This window comes from Ruegeria sp. B11, assembly GCF_056539785.1.
The window spans coordinates 491,472-505,725 of record NZ_JBQFVO010000002.1 but is presented as its reverse complement, the minus strand read 5'-3'; the positions used below and the strand labels follow the sequence as shown (position 1 = coordinate 505,725).

The 14,254-nt window shown below is 55.7% G+C and carries 12 protein-coding genes; 3 read left to right on the top strand and 9 right to left on the bottom strand.

The genetic code is table 11. From position 1 onward, the window contains the following. Position 1: 1 nt before the first annotated feature. Positions 2-583, bottom strand: coding sequence for a YceI family protein (locus tag ACR0I1_RS10020; RefSeq protein ID WP_480706220.1), 582 nt, complete (start codon positions 581-583; stop codon positions 2-4). A 98-nt stretch (positions 584-681) separates the two neighbouring features. On the opposite strand from ACR0I1_RS10020, the gene ACR0I1_RS10015 reads away from it, so the two are divergent. From ACR0I1_RS10015 to ACR0I1_RS10005, 3 genes are read left to right on the top strand one after another with little or no spacing between them, the layout of a single operon-like run. After that, positions 682-1,206, top strand: a complete 525-nt coding sequence (locus tag ACR0I1_RS10015; protein ID WP_255612221.1) for an RNA polymerase sigma factor — start codon at positions 682-684, stop codon at positions 1,204-1,206. Then, positions 1,203-1,940: a hypothetical protein gene (locus ACR0I1_RS10010; protein WP_170596179.1), complete on the top strand. Its 738-nt coding sequence runs from the start codon at positions 1,203-1,205 to the stop codon at positions 1,938-1,940. The genes ACR0I1_RS10015 and ACR0I1_RS10010 overlap by 4 nt, the downstream gene beginning before the upstream one ends. 59 nt (positions 1,941-1,999) lie before the next feature. Then, positions 2,000-3,079 carry a helix-turn-helix domain-containing protein gene (locus tag ACR0I1_RS10005; protein WP_480706218.1) on the top strand — a complete coding sequence of 360 codons (1,080 nt, stop codon included), beginning with the start codon at positions 2,000-2,002 and terminating at the stop codon, positions 3,077-3,079. A 171-nt stretch (positions 3,080-3,250) separates the two neighbouring features. Here the strand turns inward: ACR0I1_RS10005 and ACR0I1_RS10000 are convergent, their stop codons facing one another. From ACR0I1_RS10000 to ACR0I1_RS09965, 8 genes are all read right to left on the bottom strand, one after another. Further along, positions 3,251-4,327, bottom strand: coding sequence for a DUF2793 domain-containing protein (locus tag ACR0I1_RS10000; protein WP_480706216.1), 1,077 nt, complete (start codon positions 4,325-4,327; stop codon positions 3,251-3,253). Positions 4,328-4,507: 180 nt separating this feature from the next. After that, complete coding sequence (locus ACR0I1_RS09995) at positions 4,508-5,944, bottom strand: mannose-1-phosphate guanylyltransferase/mannose-6-phosphate isomerase (RefSeq protein ID WP_480706214.1); 1,437 nt, start codon at positions 5,942-5,944, stop codon at positions 4,508-4,510. A 71-nt stretch (positions 5,945-6,015) separates the two neighbouring features. Beyond that, entirely contained in the window at positions 6,016-6,909 is an 894-nt protein-coding gene (galU, locus tag ACR0I1_RS09990; protein ID WP_170394477.1) for a UTP--glucose-1-phosphate uridylyltransferase GalU, read from the bottom strand. Positions 6,910-7,151: 242 nt separating this feature from the next. Beyond that, on the bottom strand, positions 7,152-8,957 hold the full coding sequence (locus ACR0I1_RS09985) for an ABC transporter ATP-binding protein (RefSeq protein WP_170818178.1): 1,806 nt from the start codon (positions 8,955-8,957) through the stop codon (positions 7,152-7,154). 1 nt (position 8,958) lies between these two features. Next, positions 8,959-9,888, bottom strand: coding sequence for an ABC transporter permease subunit (locus tag ACR0I1_RS09980; RefSeq protein WP_170509646.1), 930 nt, complete (start codon positions 9,886-9,888; stop codon positions 8,959-8,961). A gap of 10 nt (positions 9,889-9,898) precedes the next feature. Continuing rightward, on the bottom strand, positions 9,899-10,822 hold the full coding sequence (oppB, locus tag ACR0I1_RS09975; protein WP_170422826.1) for an oligopeptide ABC transporter permease OppB: 924 nt from the start codon (positions 10,820-10,822) through the stop codon (positions 9,899-9,901). Positions 10,823-10,888: 66 nt separating this feature from the next. Next, positions 10,889-12,517, bottom strand: coding sequence for a peptide ABC transporter substrate-binding protein (locus ACR0I1_RS09970; protein WP_170407804.1), 1,629 nt, complete (start codon positions 12,515-12,517; stop codon positions 10,889-10,891). A gap of 391 nt (positions 12,518-12,908) precedes the next feature. Next, complete coding sequence (locus tag ACR0I1_RS09965; RefSeq protein ID WP_223118474.1) at positions 12,909-14,144, bottom strand: lytic murein transglycosylase; 1,236 nt, start codon at positions 14,142-14,144, stop codon at positions 12,909-12,911. Positions 14,145-14,254 lie beyond the last annotated feature (110 nt).

Below are 14,254 nucleotides of genomic sequence, written 5' to 3'. Positions count from 1 at the left end.
TTCAGCCTTCGAGACTGAACATCAATCGTGCGGTCACCGGTACGGTGCGGGTGATGCTGGGTAGTTGTGCCAACTCCATCAGCTTGTCTACGCCTGCCGAAACGCCCGCATCCTCGGTGCTGATGAACACCATGTCGTTGGTTGAAACCATGACGGCATCTTCGGCCACACGCAGGACAAACATATCGGTGTAGAATTCCACCTCGGTCCCCGCCAGAGCCAGCTTCGCATCCACCTCAATCGTATTACTGGCACCCACATCCAGCTTCGACACTTGGTCCATATCAATATTCGCGCTCAAGGTTGCGGTCGCGGCTTTGCGAAACACATACTCGATCATCCGTTCGTTACGGATGTCGATATTCGTTTCGACCGACGACAGATCGATATCGATACTAACCTTGCCATCTTCGCTGACATGACCCGAAAGGTCGGTGAAAGAATTGACCTCTCCAACATCATCGATCTTGACCGTTCCATAAGCCAGATGAGACGCATCCGGGTTTAGTGTCCAATCTGCAGCCAGACCCGGGCCTGCAATAATAGCCGACGCAATCGTGATTGTTTTGAACAGAAGTTTCATTTCTTTCCTCCAGGATCTATGACAGTTCTGACCAAGCGGGCCCGGTCCCATGTCAAAGCAAACACACACAGGTCGCGTTTTATTCGATGAGTGTTGAGATGAGCACCGAACAAGCCGTGCGCGGCGCAATCCAGACCCACTCGAAACGGGTCTGGCGGTTTGGGCTGGCTTTGTCGGGTGCGTCGGACGTTGCGGATGATCTGTTGCAGGCGACGGCATTGCGTGCGTTGGAGAAGCACCACCAGGTCACCTCGTATGAACGGCTGGACAGTTGGCTGATGACGATCTGCCGTTCAATCTGGCTGAACGAGATACGGGCGCGATCCGTAAGAAAGGCGCAGGCGCTTTCAGTCACGCCCGAGGCGGAATTAGTCGCGACAGGGCCTGATTCAGAAACGAATATTTTCGCCGCTCAGGTGTTTACTCAAGTGATGCAGCTGCCAGAGGCGCAACGTGAAACGGTGATGCTTGTGTTTGTCGAAGGCTACAGCTACCGCGAAGCTGCGGATATGCTGGACGTACCCATCGGCACAATCATGAGCCGGCTTTCCAATGCCCGGCAGAAACTGAAAACCGTTATGCAGCACGATGCGGCTGACACCGTGCAACGGAGTGGCAAATGAAGTTTTCCGACGAAACACTTCTGGCCTATCTGGAAGGCAGCCTCGATGAGGCCGAAGCCCGCGCCATCGAAGACGCGGTGGCCGAGGATTCTGCACTCGAACACCGTCTCATGGCGCTCGACCCATTTGCCCAGGTTGTGCAGCAGGCTTTTGAAGGCATTCCAACTGAGGCGCCTTCGATCGATCTGCCCATTCCGAGCGCTCAACAATCCAATGCCGGACCGCTCCGTTTGCTGGCGGTCGCAGCCTCAGTTGCTGTTATTGCTGCGTCTGCAACATTCTGGGCCACGCGACCACAGGCATTGGGCTGGGCGGAGCAGGCTGCGATCTATCAATCGCTTTATTCACCGGACACGATTGCCGATCTGGACAATTCTCAGCAAACGCTGGACGCGCAGTTTGTTCAGGCCGAGGCTCAGTTGGGTCGTTCACTGAACCGGGACGTGTTGGAAACTCTGCCGGGCCTTGATCTGAAACGTGCTCAGGTACTGTCGTTCAAAGGTAAACCTTTGGTGCAGGTGGTCTTTGCTGACGCCCAGGGTAATCCGGTGGCGTTTTGTGTGATCCGGCAAGGCGCGGGAGCACCGGTCAAGGATGTGAACCTTGCGGTGCTCAGTGGTCTTGCGACAGCGACATGGGCGAATGATGGCTACGGCTATATGCTGTTGGGTGGAGATGCGCAAACAGACCTGAGTGGAGAACTAAGTGTTTTGACCGAGGCGTTCTCAGGCTGAGCGACAAGAATCCGCAAAACCACTTGTGAACCGCGGTAAATGCCCGAAGAATACCCGACATGAAGCCGAACCCTCAGATACCGGACCCGGATGATGAGGCCTTGGAAGAAGGGCCGCGCAGCATCTATGACGCCGATCCGCCGGAAGACGACGATTTGTGGTTCCTTCCGCCCGACGGCGAAGAAGACCCGGGAGAATTTCTGCCCTCTGTACCGAGACCGGACCAGCGTTTGCTGTTTGACCCAAGGGACTGGAGTGCGGCCCAATCCGAGTTATCAGCTGAACTTGCCGATCTGGCCGTGACATTTGGAGCTCTGGATGAACGTTTGCGCGCGGGTCCCAAGGGGTGGGGTCACCGTCTGGCCCTGATGGAGGTCTCGGATCTGGGCTGGTGGACGGGCGATCGGATCAGCGTCGACCGCCTTGCGCTTTGGACCGGTTTGCGGATCGGAGCAACCGGTGATGATGTGCAGGCTTTGTATCGGGCGGGATGGGCAGTGAGGCGGCTGTCGTCGGGTGCTGCGCCATCAGAGGGCGGCTGGGATGCGGGGCTGACCGCTTTTCTAGACCGTCAGGCCCAAGGTTTCGAAGATACACCCGAAGCAGTGATTGATCTGGCGGAAACCATGCGAAATGTCGCCGGTTTGCACCCGGTTACCCAGGCCGCCATCGGATTTCACGCGTGGCGCGCGTTGTCTCCTGGCATAGGACAGGATACCGAGGCCGCGGTCATCGCGGCCCGTCATGCCTCCGCGATGGGTCGAGGTGGCGCATTGTTCATGCCGCTTTCTCTGTCGGGCCCAGGTGCATTGCGGGGGGCAGGATCGTTGGACGAGAAACTTTCGGCCTGGATTCAGGGGGCAGGTCAGGCCTCACTTGCGGCTTTGCTGCATTTGGACCGGATCAGCGCTTGGGAAGAGCGCGCCCGCGACGCCATTTCGGACCTAAGCGGTCGAACCCCACCCGTGCTGATTGATGCATTAACGGCTTGGCCGATGGTTTCCGCCCCGCTGGCCGAAGAATTGACCCATGCCTCGCGTGCAGCGGCACAGCGAAATCTGGACAAATTCAGCGATAGGGGGCTGATCCGCGAAGTAACCGGGCAGGGTCGATATCGCGTATGGACGGCGGCCTTGTAACTGGCATTGATCTGTCGCTTTCACAAAGAGTGAAATGATAGGGTTGTTAGCTGGGTTCCTGGTATCGATCTTGGTACAGGATAAGACAGATCTTTGCGTGTTGTCTGGATCGGTCAGAAACCAATTTGCAAGAACGATAACCGTCCGGGCGATGGCCCGAACGGTCTTTATTCAGTACCAACGTCCGACTGCGATCACTGTTGGCGCTATACTGGTAGCGTCCAAGGATGGAGCCATCACCTGATACGTCGCTTGAGTTTCTGAAGGTGCGTCAAACCCCATAAATCGGCCAATACCGCCGCCGTTCCCGCTGAGAGCGGGAGAACTGCTGTCAGCAAAGGCAATAGGGAAATCCCAATTGGCGGTACCGCTGGCGAACATACTACCAGTTGCGGTCGTGCAGGCCACAGCACTTAGAACGGCGGTGCAAATCTGGGTTCCGTCAGCAAAGCGCGTGTAGTCACCATTTGCATTGCTGCCCCTCTCGATCACCGCTCCGCTGGGTACGCCGCTGCTTTCGGATACGGTGCCCAGCACATTGCCCGGTCCGTACCCGTAATCTGCCCGCATCAGGCGACCCGAGGTGGTGTCATCGGCGCTGCTTTGCACAGCCGCTCCGCTGGCTGTTCCGGTTGTGGCGTCAAACCGCAAAGCATCGACCCAGCTTCCGCCATCCTGCGAGACCTTGATTGAAAAATTTGTATCGCCGGATAGGCCCATTTCGGCATGGCCGGTCCAGTTCGATTGAAACAGCAGCGAGGCAGTATCACCGGCACCAGCCTTGTTGATCTTGAGTTGGTGGCCAGCGCCCTCATGCGTCAACAAGGTGGCAGGGCTACGTACGGCCAGACGGTTTGTGCTGTCTGATCCGGTTGCGATGCCGATCCCGGAAAGGTTCTGTGTATTGACCGGCGGGTCGATCCACGCCGACCCGTCCCAGACTTTCAACAGCCCTGCATTTTGATCCCAAGCCCGCCAGCCCATGTCGGGCGTCAAGAAATGCCACCCGTTGTCCAACCAAGCCGCCAGTTTTCCATCCTGTCCGGACCATGCCCCGGTCGGAGACGTGCCCAATGCATAGGTTTCACCCTGATCAGGAGCAGCTGGTGGGATCGTCGCGTTAACGGACGCAACGCTTAGCTGCACCACCAGATCTAGCGCAAGCAGCGCTTCGTTATGGGTCACATGTTTTTGGGCCTGCGCGGGTTGCAGATAGGGCAGATTTAGACGGGGAGAGTTCTGTGGCATGGGCATCCTCCTGTGGTGTCGGTCCGATGATGATTGCGCGCCACACTGCCGTGATGTGCGTAAATCCCGCCTGACCCAGCCGAACGCCCAGGTTTCGAATTTTTAAGATTTGGTCTCAGATATATGGAGACATCTGCCTTGCAGATGCCCCAAACTTGGATCAGTTCTTGAAATCAGATCTCAGTCACGCGCGTAGACATCTTCGTAGCGAATAATGTCATCTTCACCCAAATAGGTCCCGGTCTGCACCTCGATAAGAACCATTGGCACTTTGCCTGGGTTTACCATCCGGTGCACGGCCCCGAGCGGCACATAGACGGATTCATTCTCAGACACGAGCTGTACCTTGTCGTCAATAGTCACCTCGGCGGTGCCTTCCACGACAATCCAATGCTCGGACCGATGGTGATGCGATTGCAAGCTCAGCGAAGCGCCGGGATGGACGTGAATGCGTTTGACCTGAAACCGATCGCCGATGACGAGGCTTTCGAACCATCCCCAAGGGCGATGATCAACGGGCAATGCTTCCGCCTGCTTGGCGCCTTTTGCCTTCAATGCTGCGACGGCCTGCTTGACGTCTTGCGCCCGGTCCATGCTGGCGACCAAAACCGCGTCAGGCATAGCCACGGTGATTACGTTCTCTAACCCCATTGCAACAACTTCTTGCGCGGGCGATTCAGAACGCACCAGCACGTTGCGACAATCTATGGCGGTCACTTCGCCGGCAGTTGCAACGCCGTCCGTATCGGGGTTGCTCAGCTCTTGTACGGCAGACCAGCTGCCCACGTCTGACCACCCGGCGGCATAAGGGACAACGCTGAGATTGTCGGCCTTCTCCATAACCGCATAGTCGATAGAGATGTCCTGAACTGTCGCCCAGGCCTCGGGATCTAACCGCAGGAAGCCCAGATCACACTGCGCCTGTTCAACCGCCTTCTTAACGGGCGTTATTAGATCATGTGCATGCTGGCTGAACGCCTCAAGGATATCTCGGACCGCGAACAAAAAGATGCCCGAGTTCCAAAGATAACTCCCTTCAGCCACCATAGCCTTGGCGTTTTCAAGATCGGGTTTTTCAACGAACCGGTCAAGTTGCACAGAAGCGCCTGACGAGTCCGGTGCTTGGGCGAGCTTAAGGTAGCCATACCCGGTTTCGGGTCGGTCGGGTGTGATCCCAAACGTCACCAGATCTCCACGCTCGGCTATTGTGCGGACCCCTTCGGCGACGGCCGCATGAAAGGCCGCACTGTCTGGAATGACGTGATCCGACGCGGCTACCAGCATCATCCCGTCGGGATCAATGGATGAAAGGTGCAGGGCAGCTGCCAGCACCGCAGGTGCGGTATTGCGTCCTTCGGGTTCGATCAAGATCGGACCCGGATCGATCCCTATGGCCATCAACTGTTCAGGGACGACAAAGCGGAAAGCCTCGTTGGTCAGGATCAGAGGTTTGGCGTAAGGCGTGTCGGTCGGGCCTTTCAACCGCTCGGCACATTGCTGCAGCAGGCTGGTTTCACCAATCAGCGGAACAAACTGTTTGGGGTAGCTTTTACGCGACAATGGCCAAAGCCGAGCACCTGACCCGCCACATAGAATTACAGGATAGACTGTGCTCATAATGTCTGCCCCTTCTGAACCATAAAGCTTAAATTACTGAATTGAATACAGAATGGCTGACACGGCTAGGCCTACTGCGCGGCCCGATCAGAGGCCACGACTTCATGCAGATATTGGTTTAGGTCGTCGCGCAGATCATCGCGAGCCAATGCGAACGAGACCGTTGCCTGCAGAAAGCCAGCCTTTGAACCACAATCGAACCGCTGTCCGTCAAACTTGTAGCCAAAGACAGGGACACCATTGCCAATATCCTCAGCAATTGCGTCGGTCAGTTGGATTTCGCCACCACTTCCCTTCTTTTTCTGGTTCAGATTGTATAGAACCGAAGGACCCAAGATGTAACGACCGATCACCGCAAGATTGGATGGCGCGTCCTCTGGTCTCGGTTTTTCCACCATTCCTTTGGCACGGACAACCGTTCCAACATTCTGGCCGGTATCCAGAATACCGTAGGAGCTGGTTTTTTCGTTGGGAACTTCCATTGCGGCGACCATGTTGCCGCCGGTTTCCTCATAGGCTTCGACCATCTGCTGTAGGCAGGGTTTGTCGGCGGCAATCACATCGTCGGGCAGCATCACGGCAAAGGGTTCATCCCCGATCAGTCGACGGGCGCACCAGACCGCATGCCCCAATCCCAAAGCCTTGTGTTGACGGATATAGGCAATCGCTCCGCTTTCCATATTGGTTGCGTTCAAGACTTCAAGCAGTTCGTCTTTGCCCTTAGACTTGAGGTCCTGCTCCAGCACGAGATTGTGATCGAAATAGTCCTCAAGTGCTGATTTTCCGCGCGATGTCACGAAGATGAATTCAGTGATCCCGGCCGCACGCGCTTCGTCGATGGCATATTGGACCAGCGGACGATCAACCAATGTCATGATTTCCTTTGGCACCGACTTTGTCGCCGGAAGAAACCGAGTGCCCATTCCCGCTACGGGAAATATCGCCTTGGTGACTTTGCGTACCATATTACCTCACTAATTCTATATATTGCCGACGACTCTCGGTGATGCCGGAGCCCCCACATATAATCTAAAATCCTACCAATCAATCACACCCGGCTGGTCTGCTACGGGTTCGCTGGAATCTGCCATTAACTTAAGGGCAGAGTCAAAACGAAACACGACCGAAAGCGGGATCACCGAACCAATCCACTAATCACTTGTTCTATGAAGTAAAAAACGCGCCCCTTAGATCGGGGCGCGTAAGATTATGCATTGGCCATAATCGCCTCAAGCGGATCGTGTTCGGCGACGAAGTGATCCGGGGCAATCTCACTGAGTTGAGGTACATAGTCGGTCTCACCCATAGACAATCTGCTGGGCAAAAAGCGCAAAGCTGCTTTCGGATCCATGGGAGAAGGCAATTCTCCCGGTAGTTTAAGCCTTTGGCGGCTGCGCTCGACATCCGGATCAGGGATCGGAACCGCCGAAATCAGGGACTGAGTGTAAGGATGTTTCGGTTCGGAACAGATCACTTCACCATCGCCCAATTCAACGATGCGGCCCAGATATAGAACCATGATCCGGTTCGAAACCGCGCGTACCACAGACAAATCGTGGCTGATGAAGATCATCGATAGGCCAAACTCTTGTTGCAGTTCACGCAACAATCCTACGATCTGGGCTTGAATGGACACATCCAGCGCAGAGACTGCCTCGTCACAGATAATCAGTTTTGGTTTGTTGATCATGGCACGCGCGATTCCAACACGCTGGTTTTGCCCCCCGGACAGCTCGTGCGGATACCGGTTGATCATGTTGGCCTTCAAGCCAACACGCTCCATCATCTCTGCGACCAGCTCTTTGCGTTCCCGCTCGGTCAGATCCGGGCGATAGGTTTTCAGCGGTTCTGCGATCGAGGCCGAGATCGTCATCCGTGGATCAAGGCTCGCCAGCGGGTCCTGAAACACGATCTGCAAGTCCTTGCGGTACTTGTTCAACTCGGCCCGTTTCAGCCCGACGATCGGATGCCCCAGCCAGCTGACATTGCCCGCGCTGGGTTCGATCAGTTGCAGCACAGCCCGGGCCAGCGTGGATTTGCCACAGCCGGATTCTCCAACAACACCTAGGGTCTCGCCCTTTCGGATGTCGAAACTCACGCCATCAACGGCTTTCAGCGGTACCTTGTGCCCAAAAAGACCTCCCGAGACATGGATGGGGAAATGAACCTTGACGTCATCCACTTTCAGTAGCGGTTCTCCCGTCTGCGTAAGAGCTTTCGGAGCATCGCCCGCATCAATTCGCGGCATAGCCTCAAGTAGCGTTCGGGTATAATCATGCTGAGGAGAACGAAAGACTTCGCGCGTGTCACCGGCCTCCACAAACTCACCCATACGCATGACTTGAATATTGTCGCACATGCGCGCAACAACACCCATGTCATGGGTGATCAGAGCTATGGCCGTACCTTCATCCTTTTGCAACCGTACCATCAGGTCCAAAATGTCGGCCTGAACGGTCACATCCAACGCAGTAGTCGGCTCATCCGCGATCAAAAGTTTGGGATTACACAGCATCGACATGGCGATCATCACACGCTGACGCATGCCACCAGACAATTCATGTGGATATTGATCCAGCCGCCGTTTCGCTTCAGGGATGCGAACGCGATTCAGCCAGTCAAGGCAACGTTGGCGGGCAGCCGAGCCTTGCAAACCTTCGTGAACCTGTAGCACTTCGCGCATCTGCTGGCCGACCCGCAGATGTGGGGTCAGGGCGGTCAGCGGATCCTGAAAAATCATGCCGACGTCTGAGCCACGAATCTTGTTGATTTTGTTCACAGGTAGATTCAGGATCTCCTGACCATTCAGCAAAGCAGAACCAGACGCATGGCCAGCGGAGGGCAACAGCCCCATCGCTGCCATGAACGTCTGGCTTTTGCCCGAGCCACTTTCGCCGACGATGCCCAGACATTCGCCGGGATTGATGTCGAAACTGATGCCTTTTACAGCTTCAACCACGCCGTCAGGTGTATCAAATCGGACGCTCAGGTCCTTCACGGAAAACAGACTCATATCAGCGATCCTTCGGGTCCAGAGCGTCGCGCAGCCCGTCACCGATGAAGAACATGGTGATGATGATGGCGACATAAAAAGTAAGTGGGAACATCAGCTGCCAGAGCGTACCATACGCCATGGTGCCAGCCCCTTCGGCGATCAGGCGGCCCAACGATGTGTAGGGTTCTGAGATTCCGAGGCCGAGGAACGAGATGAAGCTTTCCGTCAGGATCATCTCGGGCACCAGTAACGAAGCGTACACGATCACAACGCCCAACAGGTTGGGCAGAATGTGACGGTACATGATGGTAAATTCGCTGACACCGGCGGCGCGCGCGGCTTCGATAAACTCGCGGTTCTTGAGGGTCAGGGTTTGCCCCCGGACAATCCGCGCCATCGTCAGCCAACCGACCGCGCCCAATGCGATGAACAGCATAAAGAAGGACCGTCCCGCCACGACTAGCAGCAGAATGATGATCAGTGTTGCCGGAATTGCAAGCAGGATATCCACGAACCGCATCATGGCGCTGTCGGTGCGCCCGCCGATATATCCGGCGGTGATGCCATAGCAGGTGCCGACGATCAGAGCGGTCGCGGCCCCGATCAAACCGACCAGCAGCGATGTGGTGGTGGCCTGAATGACGCGGCTGTATAGGTCGCGCCCCAAATCATCGACGCCAAAATAGTGTCCGGTTTCCATGGACGGCATACCCATGCCGCGCACGTCCCCCATGACGTTCCAGTCGATCTCTTCATTGTTCCAGACTGCGAAGTAAGGGCCAACAATCGTGAACAACACGATCAGACCCAGAATGAAAACGCTGGCCATAGCGGCCTTGTTGCGGACAAAACGTATCCGTGCGTCCTGCCAAAGCGAGCGCCCCTGAATGACCGTGTAATCAGTGATTTCCTCGGCCAGATGGGCGGCTTTTTGTGATTTTCCAAGCATTGCCTGCCCCTCAGTATCGGATTTTTGGATCGAACCAGGCATAAGCCAGGTCGGTCAGAAGGTTCACAACCACGGTCAACGCGCCGTAAAGAATGGTGACCCCTAGCAGCACAGCATAGTCGCGAGACAAAGCCGAGCCGACATAGGCCTGCCCCAGACCACCGGTTGAGAAATAGATGTCGACAAAAACCGAACCGGTCAGAACGTAGACAAAAACCGGCCCGAGGTACGAGACAACGGGAAGCAATGTCGGCTTAAGCGCATGGCGCCAGATCACGGTTCTTGTCGGCAATCCCTTGGCCCGTGCAGTTCGAATGAAGTTCGAGTTCAGAACCTCCAGCATCGATGAACGCGTAATCCTTGCGATCGATCCCATGTAGGAGGTCGCCAACGCAATCACCGGCATCACCAGATACTGCCATTGACCGCCATGCCAGCCGCCACCCGGCAGCCACCCCAGCCACAGGGTAAAGGTCAGGATCAGGATCGGCCCCATGATGAAGTTAGGAAGCGCCTGAGCGGCGATACCCAGACCCACCGCAAAGTAGTCAATCCAGCTATTGTGTTTGATTGCAGCGGCAATTCCCAGCGCGACGCCAACGGATGTTGCCACCAGAAAGGACAACGAACCATAGGTTAGCGAAATCGGGAAACCCTGCGCGATGATGTCGTTCACATCCCGATCCTTGAATTTGAAGGACGGTCCGAAATCAAAATGCACCACGATGTTGTACAGATAGTCCCAAAGCTGTTTCCACAGCGGTTGGTCCAATCCATAACGCGCCTCGATATTGGCCAGAACCTGCGGCGGCAATGGCCGTTCCGAGGTGAATGGCCCGCCAGGCGCGATGTGCATGAGGAAAAAGCAGGCGACGATCAATAACAGGATCGTCGGAATAGCGACCAGCAGCCGCTTTAAACTGTAGGCAAGCATTTCATGCCCCCGTGTTTATTGGCCCTGCCCCGGATGTCTCCGGGGCAGGGCGTGGTTCAAAGACGATTATTCAGCGAGCTTGTAGAGGTTTTTCGAGTACCAGTTCTGCTCGACGTTGTTCACCGGCCAGTTGCCTACATCGCTGTCCATCATATAGACGCCTGCGTAGTGATAGATCGGGATCACAGGCGTTTCTTGGGCGATGATGCGTTCAACTTCGGTGTAAAGCGGAGCCGGATCGTCCGAGGTTTTGGCCTCGGCCAGCAGCTCATCAACGCGCGCGTTGGCATATTTGCCGTCATTATAGCCCGAGTCCGACTGCAGTAGGTCCAGGAAGGTTGACGCCTCGTTGTAGTCTCCGCACCAAGCACCACGTGCCAGCTCAAAGTTTTGGTTGCCGCGCTCCTCGAGGAAGACTTTCCACTCCATATTTGCCAGTTCGGCGTTCACGCCAAGCTTCTGCTTCCACATCTGGCTCAGCGCAACGGCGACCTTCTTGTGGTTTTCCGCGGTGTTATAAACCATCTGGAAGCTCAGAGGGTTGTCAGGCCCATAACCTGCTTCTGCTAGAAGCTCCTTCGCCAACTCGTCGCGTTCGGCTTGGGACATGGATGCCATTTCAACGGCCGGTACGGTGAAGCCTGCGGTTGCTTCGGGGGCGAAAGTGTAGGCTTCGGGCTGACCGCCTGCCATCACTTTTTCGGTGATAATCGCACGATCAACGGCCAGTGACAGGGCTTGGCGGACGTTCGGGTCCTTGAAAGCCTCGGGGCCACCATCAGATAGGTTGAAGGTGTAATAATAGTTGCACAGGCGTGGGAAGCTGATGGCTTCTACAGGGTGCTCTTCCTTCAGACGTGGGTACTGGCCGGCTGGAATTTCGGTGCGGTCCAGTTCGCCAGCCAAATAGCGGGTCAGGGCGACGTTTTCATCATTGATGACCAGCGCCACGACCTTGTCGATGATGGTGTTATCGTTGTCCCAATAGGCGGTGTTGCGTTCACGTACCGAGCGTTCCTGCGGCAGGTGCTCGGTCAGAACATAAGCGCCGTTCGAGACGATGTTTTCCGGTTTGGTCCAGGCGTCACCAAATTCTTCGATCACTTTCTGCGGTGCCGGGAAGGTTGTCGAATGTGTGGTCATCTGCGGGAAATAGGGCAGGGGGGCGCTCAGGCGGACTTCCAGCGTTTTGTCGTCGATGGCTTTGACACCCAACTCATCTACCGGTTTTTCGCCCGCGATGATCTCGGCAGCGTTTTCGATCGACATCAGTTCCATGAACCAAGCATAGGGCGACGACAGTTCGGGATCGACGGCGCGCTTCCAGGCATACACAAAGTCACCTGCGGTCACCGGATCACCATTCGACCACTTCGCTTCATCGCGCAGGGTAAAGGTGTAAACGTCCTTGGTATCGTTGACCGAGAATTCGGTGGCGACACCAGGAACCAGGTTACCGTCCTCATCCTGATTCATCAGGCCTTCAAACAGATCGCGAACAATTTCTGCACCCGACACATCTTCTACGACTTGCGGGTCGACCGAGCTGTGTTCATCGAGAATCCGATAGGTGAAGGTCTGATCGTCGGCCAGGGCTTCTCCGGTTTCGGGATGTGTACCGGCAGCAATTGCAGCACCGGTAATGATGGTCGAGGACAACAGTCCTGCCAAAGAGGTTCTGATTATTTTGTTCATGTGTTTACTCCCATTTAGTATGGTTTCGAACGTCCAAACCGCATTCGCGGTGGGCGCTTGTCTGCCATTTTGTCTCCGGCAATTGTCTGGACTTTACCTTGATCTAGATCGTGCCAAGATCGATAATTTCGGCATTCATGCATCAGGCAATGTCGGAGATCCGAATGCGAAAGCTATCTTTCACTGCCCATGAACCTGTCAGTTTTGAAGCAAAGGTAAAGGGTTTTGCGGTGGGTGAAGACCACAAAGGCTGATTAGAACCGCAGCCGGCGGAGGTGTTAAAATTTTATTTTGAAACGCTTCGTGGCAGTGACATTTTCGTGAAGCTCAACATATCACCGTGGGTGAATGTGTTCGCAGTGATGCTCGTAAATGGCGAATCAGTACGCTGCTACGGCTTCAGAACGGCCTTCAATGAGGCATCGGGGAAGCAGGTTGGTGTGCTTCCAGAAGCCTCTTGCCAGCGCCCGATCGAGCGTCGGGTTTTGTATCCGGGCAGGCCATCGACGCCACCGACGTCATGACCCTGTTGAACAAGCACCTGCTGCATGCTGGCGACATCTGAACGATAGAGATTGCCGACATCGCCCCAACGACCCCGAAAATCGCCAACTCCGTATTGGATGCGATCACCGACATGTCCCACAAACAGCGCATAAAGGTCGCTGGTGTTATAGTCTTTGAGGACATAGAAATTGGGCGTTACGATAAAGGCCGGACCGCTACGACCGGCAGGCATCATAAGATAGCCCTCGGCATCAAGTTCATGTGCAGGAAAAGGTTTGCCGGAAACGCGATTTACGCCCATGGCGACCCAATCGCGGATCAACCGCCCCTGATCAGGGCCCTCCAACGCGCAAGAAACGGTCGTGGGTAGGATAACTTCGAACCCCCAGTCGCGGCCTGTCACCCATCCGTGCTCGTCAAGATACGCGCCGATCGATGCAATCGTGTCCGAGGCTGAGCCCCAGATATCAGTTCGGCCATCGCCATCGCCATCGCGCGCGTAAGTCAGAAAATTTGTGGGCATGAACTGAGGCTGCCCCAAGGCACCCGCCCAACTGCTTTTCAGTGCGTGGCCTTGGCCGTGACCGGATTCAGCGATCTGTAGCGCAGCAATCAGTTCAGCCGTGAAATACTCGGCACGCGTACTCATAAACCCTTTGGTGCCCAGCACCTGAAACGCATTATGGCGGATCGGGACTTGTCCGTATCCGCTTTCGCGGCCCCAGATGGCCAGTATGATACGGACGGGTACACCGGTTTCTGCCTCGACACGCGCCAGTGTACCCGCATGGCGCCTAGCCATCTTGCGACCGACGGAGGTGGCACCCTGAACTGATCCGGCATTAAAATAACGACCAGGTGAGCCGAACTCGGCCTGCCGTTGTTGCTTGGGTGTCTTTTTAGAGCTGCCCGGCGGAACCAAGTCAGGAAGGTCCCAGTTTAGTGTTACCCCGTCAAAGGCACTTTGGAATGTGCGTTTCGAAACGCCCTTTGCTTTTGCCTGAGGCCATATGGCTTGTTGCAGCCAGTTCTGGAACTGACGTTCAACCTCAGCGCGATCTTGCGCTGCCGAGGGGGCGGCAAGACAAACCAGGGAGACTATAGCAAGAACCAAACGCATATGATTGGTCTCGCGCGCGCTTGACCTCATGTCAACAGCGGCGCCGCAGGGTGATTTTGGAAAAGTTCTTGAGAAAATCCGTGACTCTGCCGATAGTTGCCGGGAAACCC

Bases quoted from the DNA above. Each gene is read 5' to 3' on its own strand.
- ACR0I1_RS09995 (WP_480706214.1), bottom strand. From the start codon at position 5,944: ATGAGCACAGTCTATCCTGTAATTCTATGTGGCGGGTCAGGTGCTCGG.
- ACR0I1_RS10015 (WP_255612221.1), top strand. From the start codon at position 682: ATGAGCACCGAACAAGCCGTGCGCGGCGCAATCCAGACCCACTCGAAA.
- ACR0I1_RS10010 (WP_170596179.1), top strand. From the start codon at position 1,203: ATGAAGTTTTCCGACGAAACACTTCTGGCCTATCTGGAAGGCAGCCTC.
- ACR0I1_RS09980 (WP_170509646.1), bottom strand. From the start codon at position 9,888: ATGCTTGGAAAATCACAAAAAGCCGCCCATCTGGCCGAGGAAATCACT.
- ACR0I1_RS09965 (WP_223118474.1), bottom strand. From the start codon at position 14,144: ATGCGTTTGGTTCTTGCTATAGTCTCCCTGGTTTGTCTTGCCGCCCCC.
- ACR0I1_RS10020 (WP_480706220.1), bottom strand. From the start codon at position 583: ATGAAACTTCTGTTCAAAACAATCACGATTGCGTCGGCTATTATTGCA.
- ACR0I1_RS10000 (WP_480706216.1), bottom strand. From the start codon at position 4,327: ATGCCACAGAACTCTCCCCGTCTAAATCTGCCCTATCTGCAACCCGCG.
- oppB (WP_170422826.1), bottom strand. From the start codon at position 10,822: ATGCTTGCCTACAGTTTAAAGCGGCTGCTGGTCGCTATTCCGACGATC.
- ACR0I1_RS09985 (WP_170818178.1), bottom strand. From the start codon at position 8,957: ATGAGTCTGTTTTCCGTGAAGGACCTGAGCGTCCGATTTGATACACCT.
- galU (WP_170394477.1), bottom strand. From the start codon at position 6,909: ATGGTACGCAAAGTCACCAAGGCGATATTTCCCGTAGCGGGAATGGGC.
- ACR0I1_RS10005 (WP_480706218.1), top strand. From the start codon at position 2,000: ATGAAGCCGAACCCTCAGATACCGGACCCGGATGATGAGGCCTTGGAA.
- ACR0I1_RS09970 (WP_170407804.1), bottom strand. From the start codon at position 12,517: ATGAACAAAATAATCAGAACCTCTTTGGCAGGACTGTTGTCCTCGACC.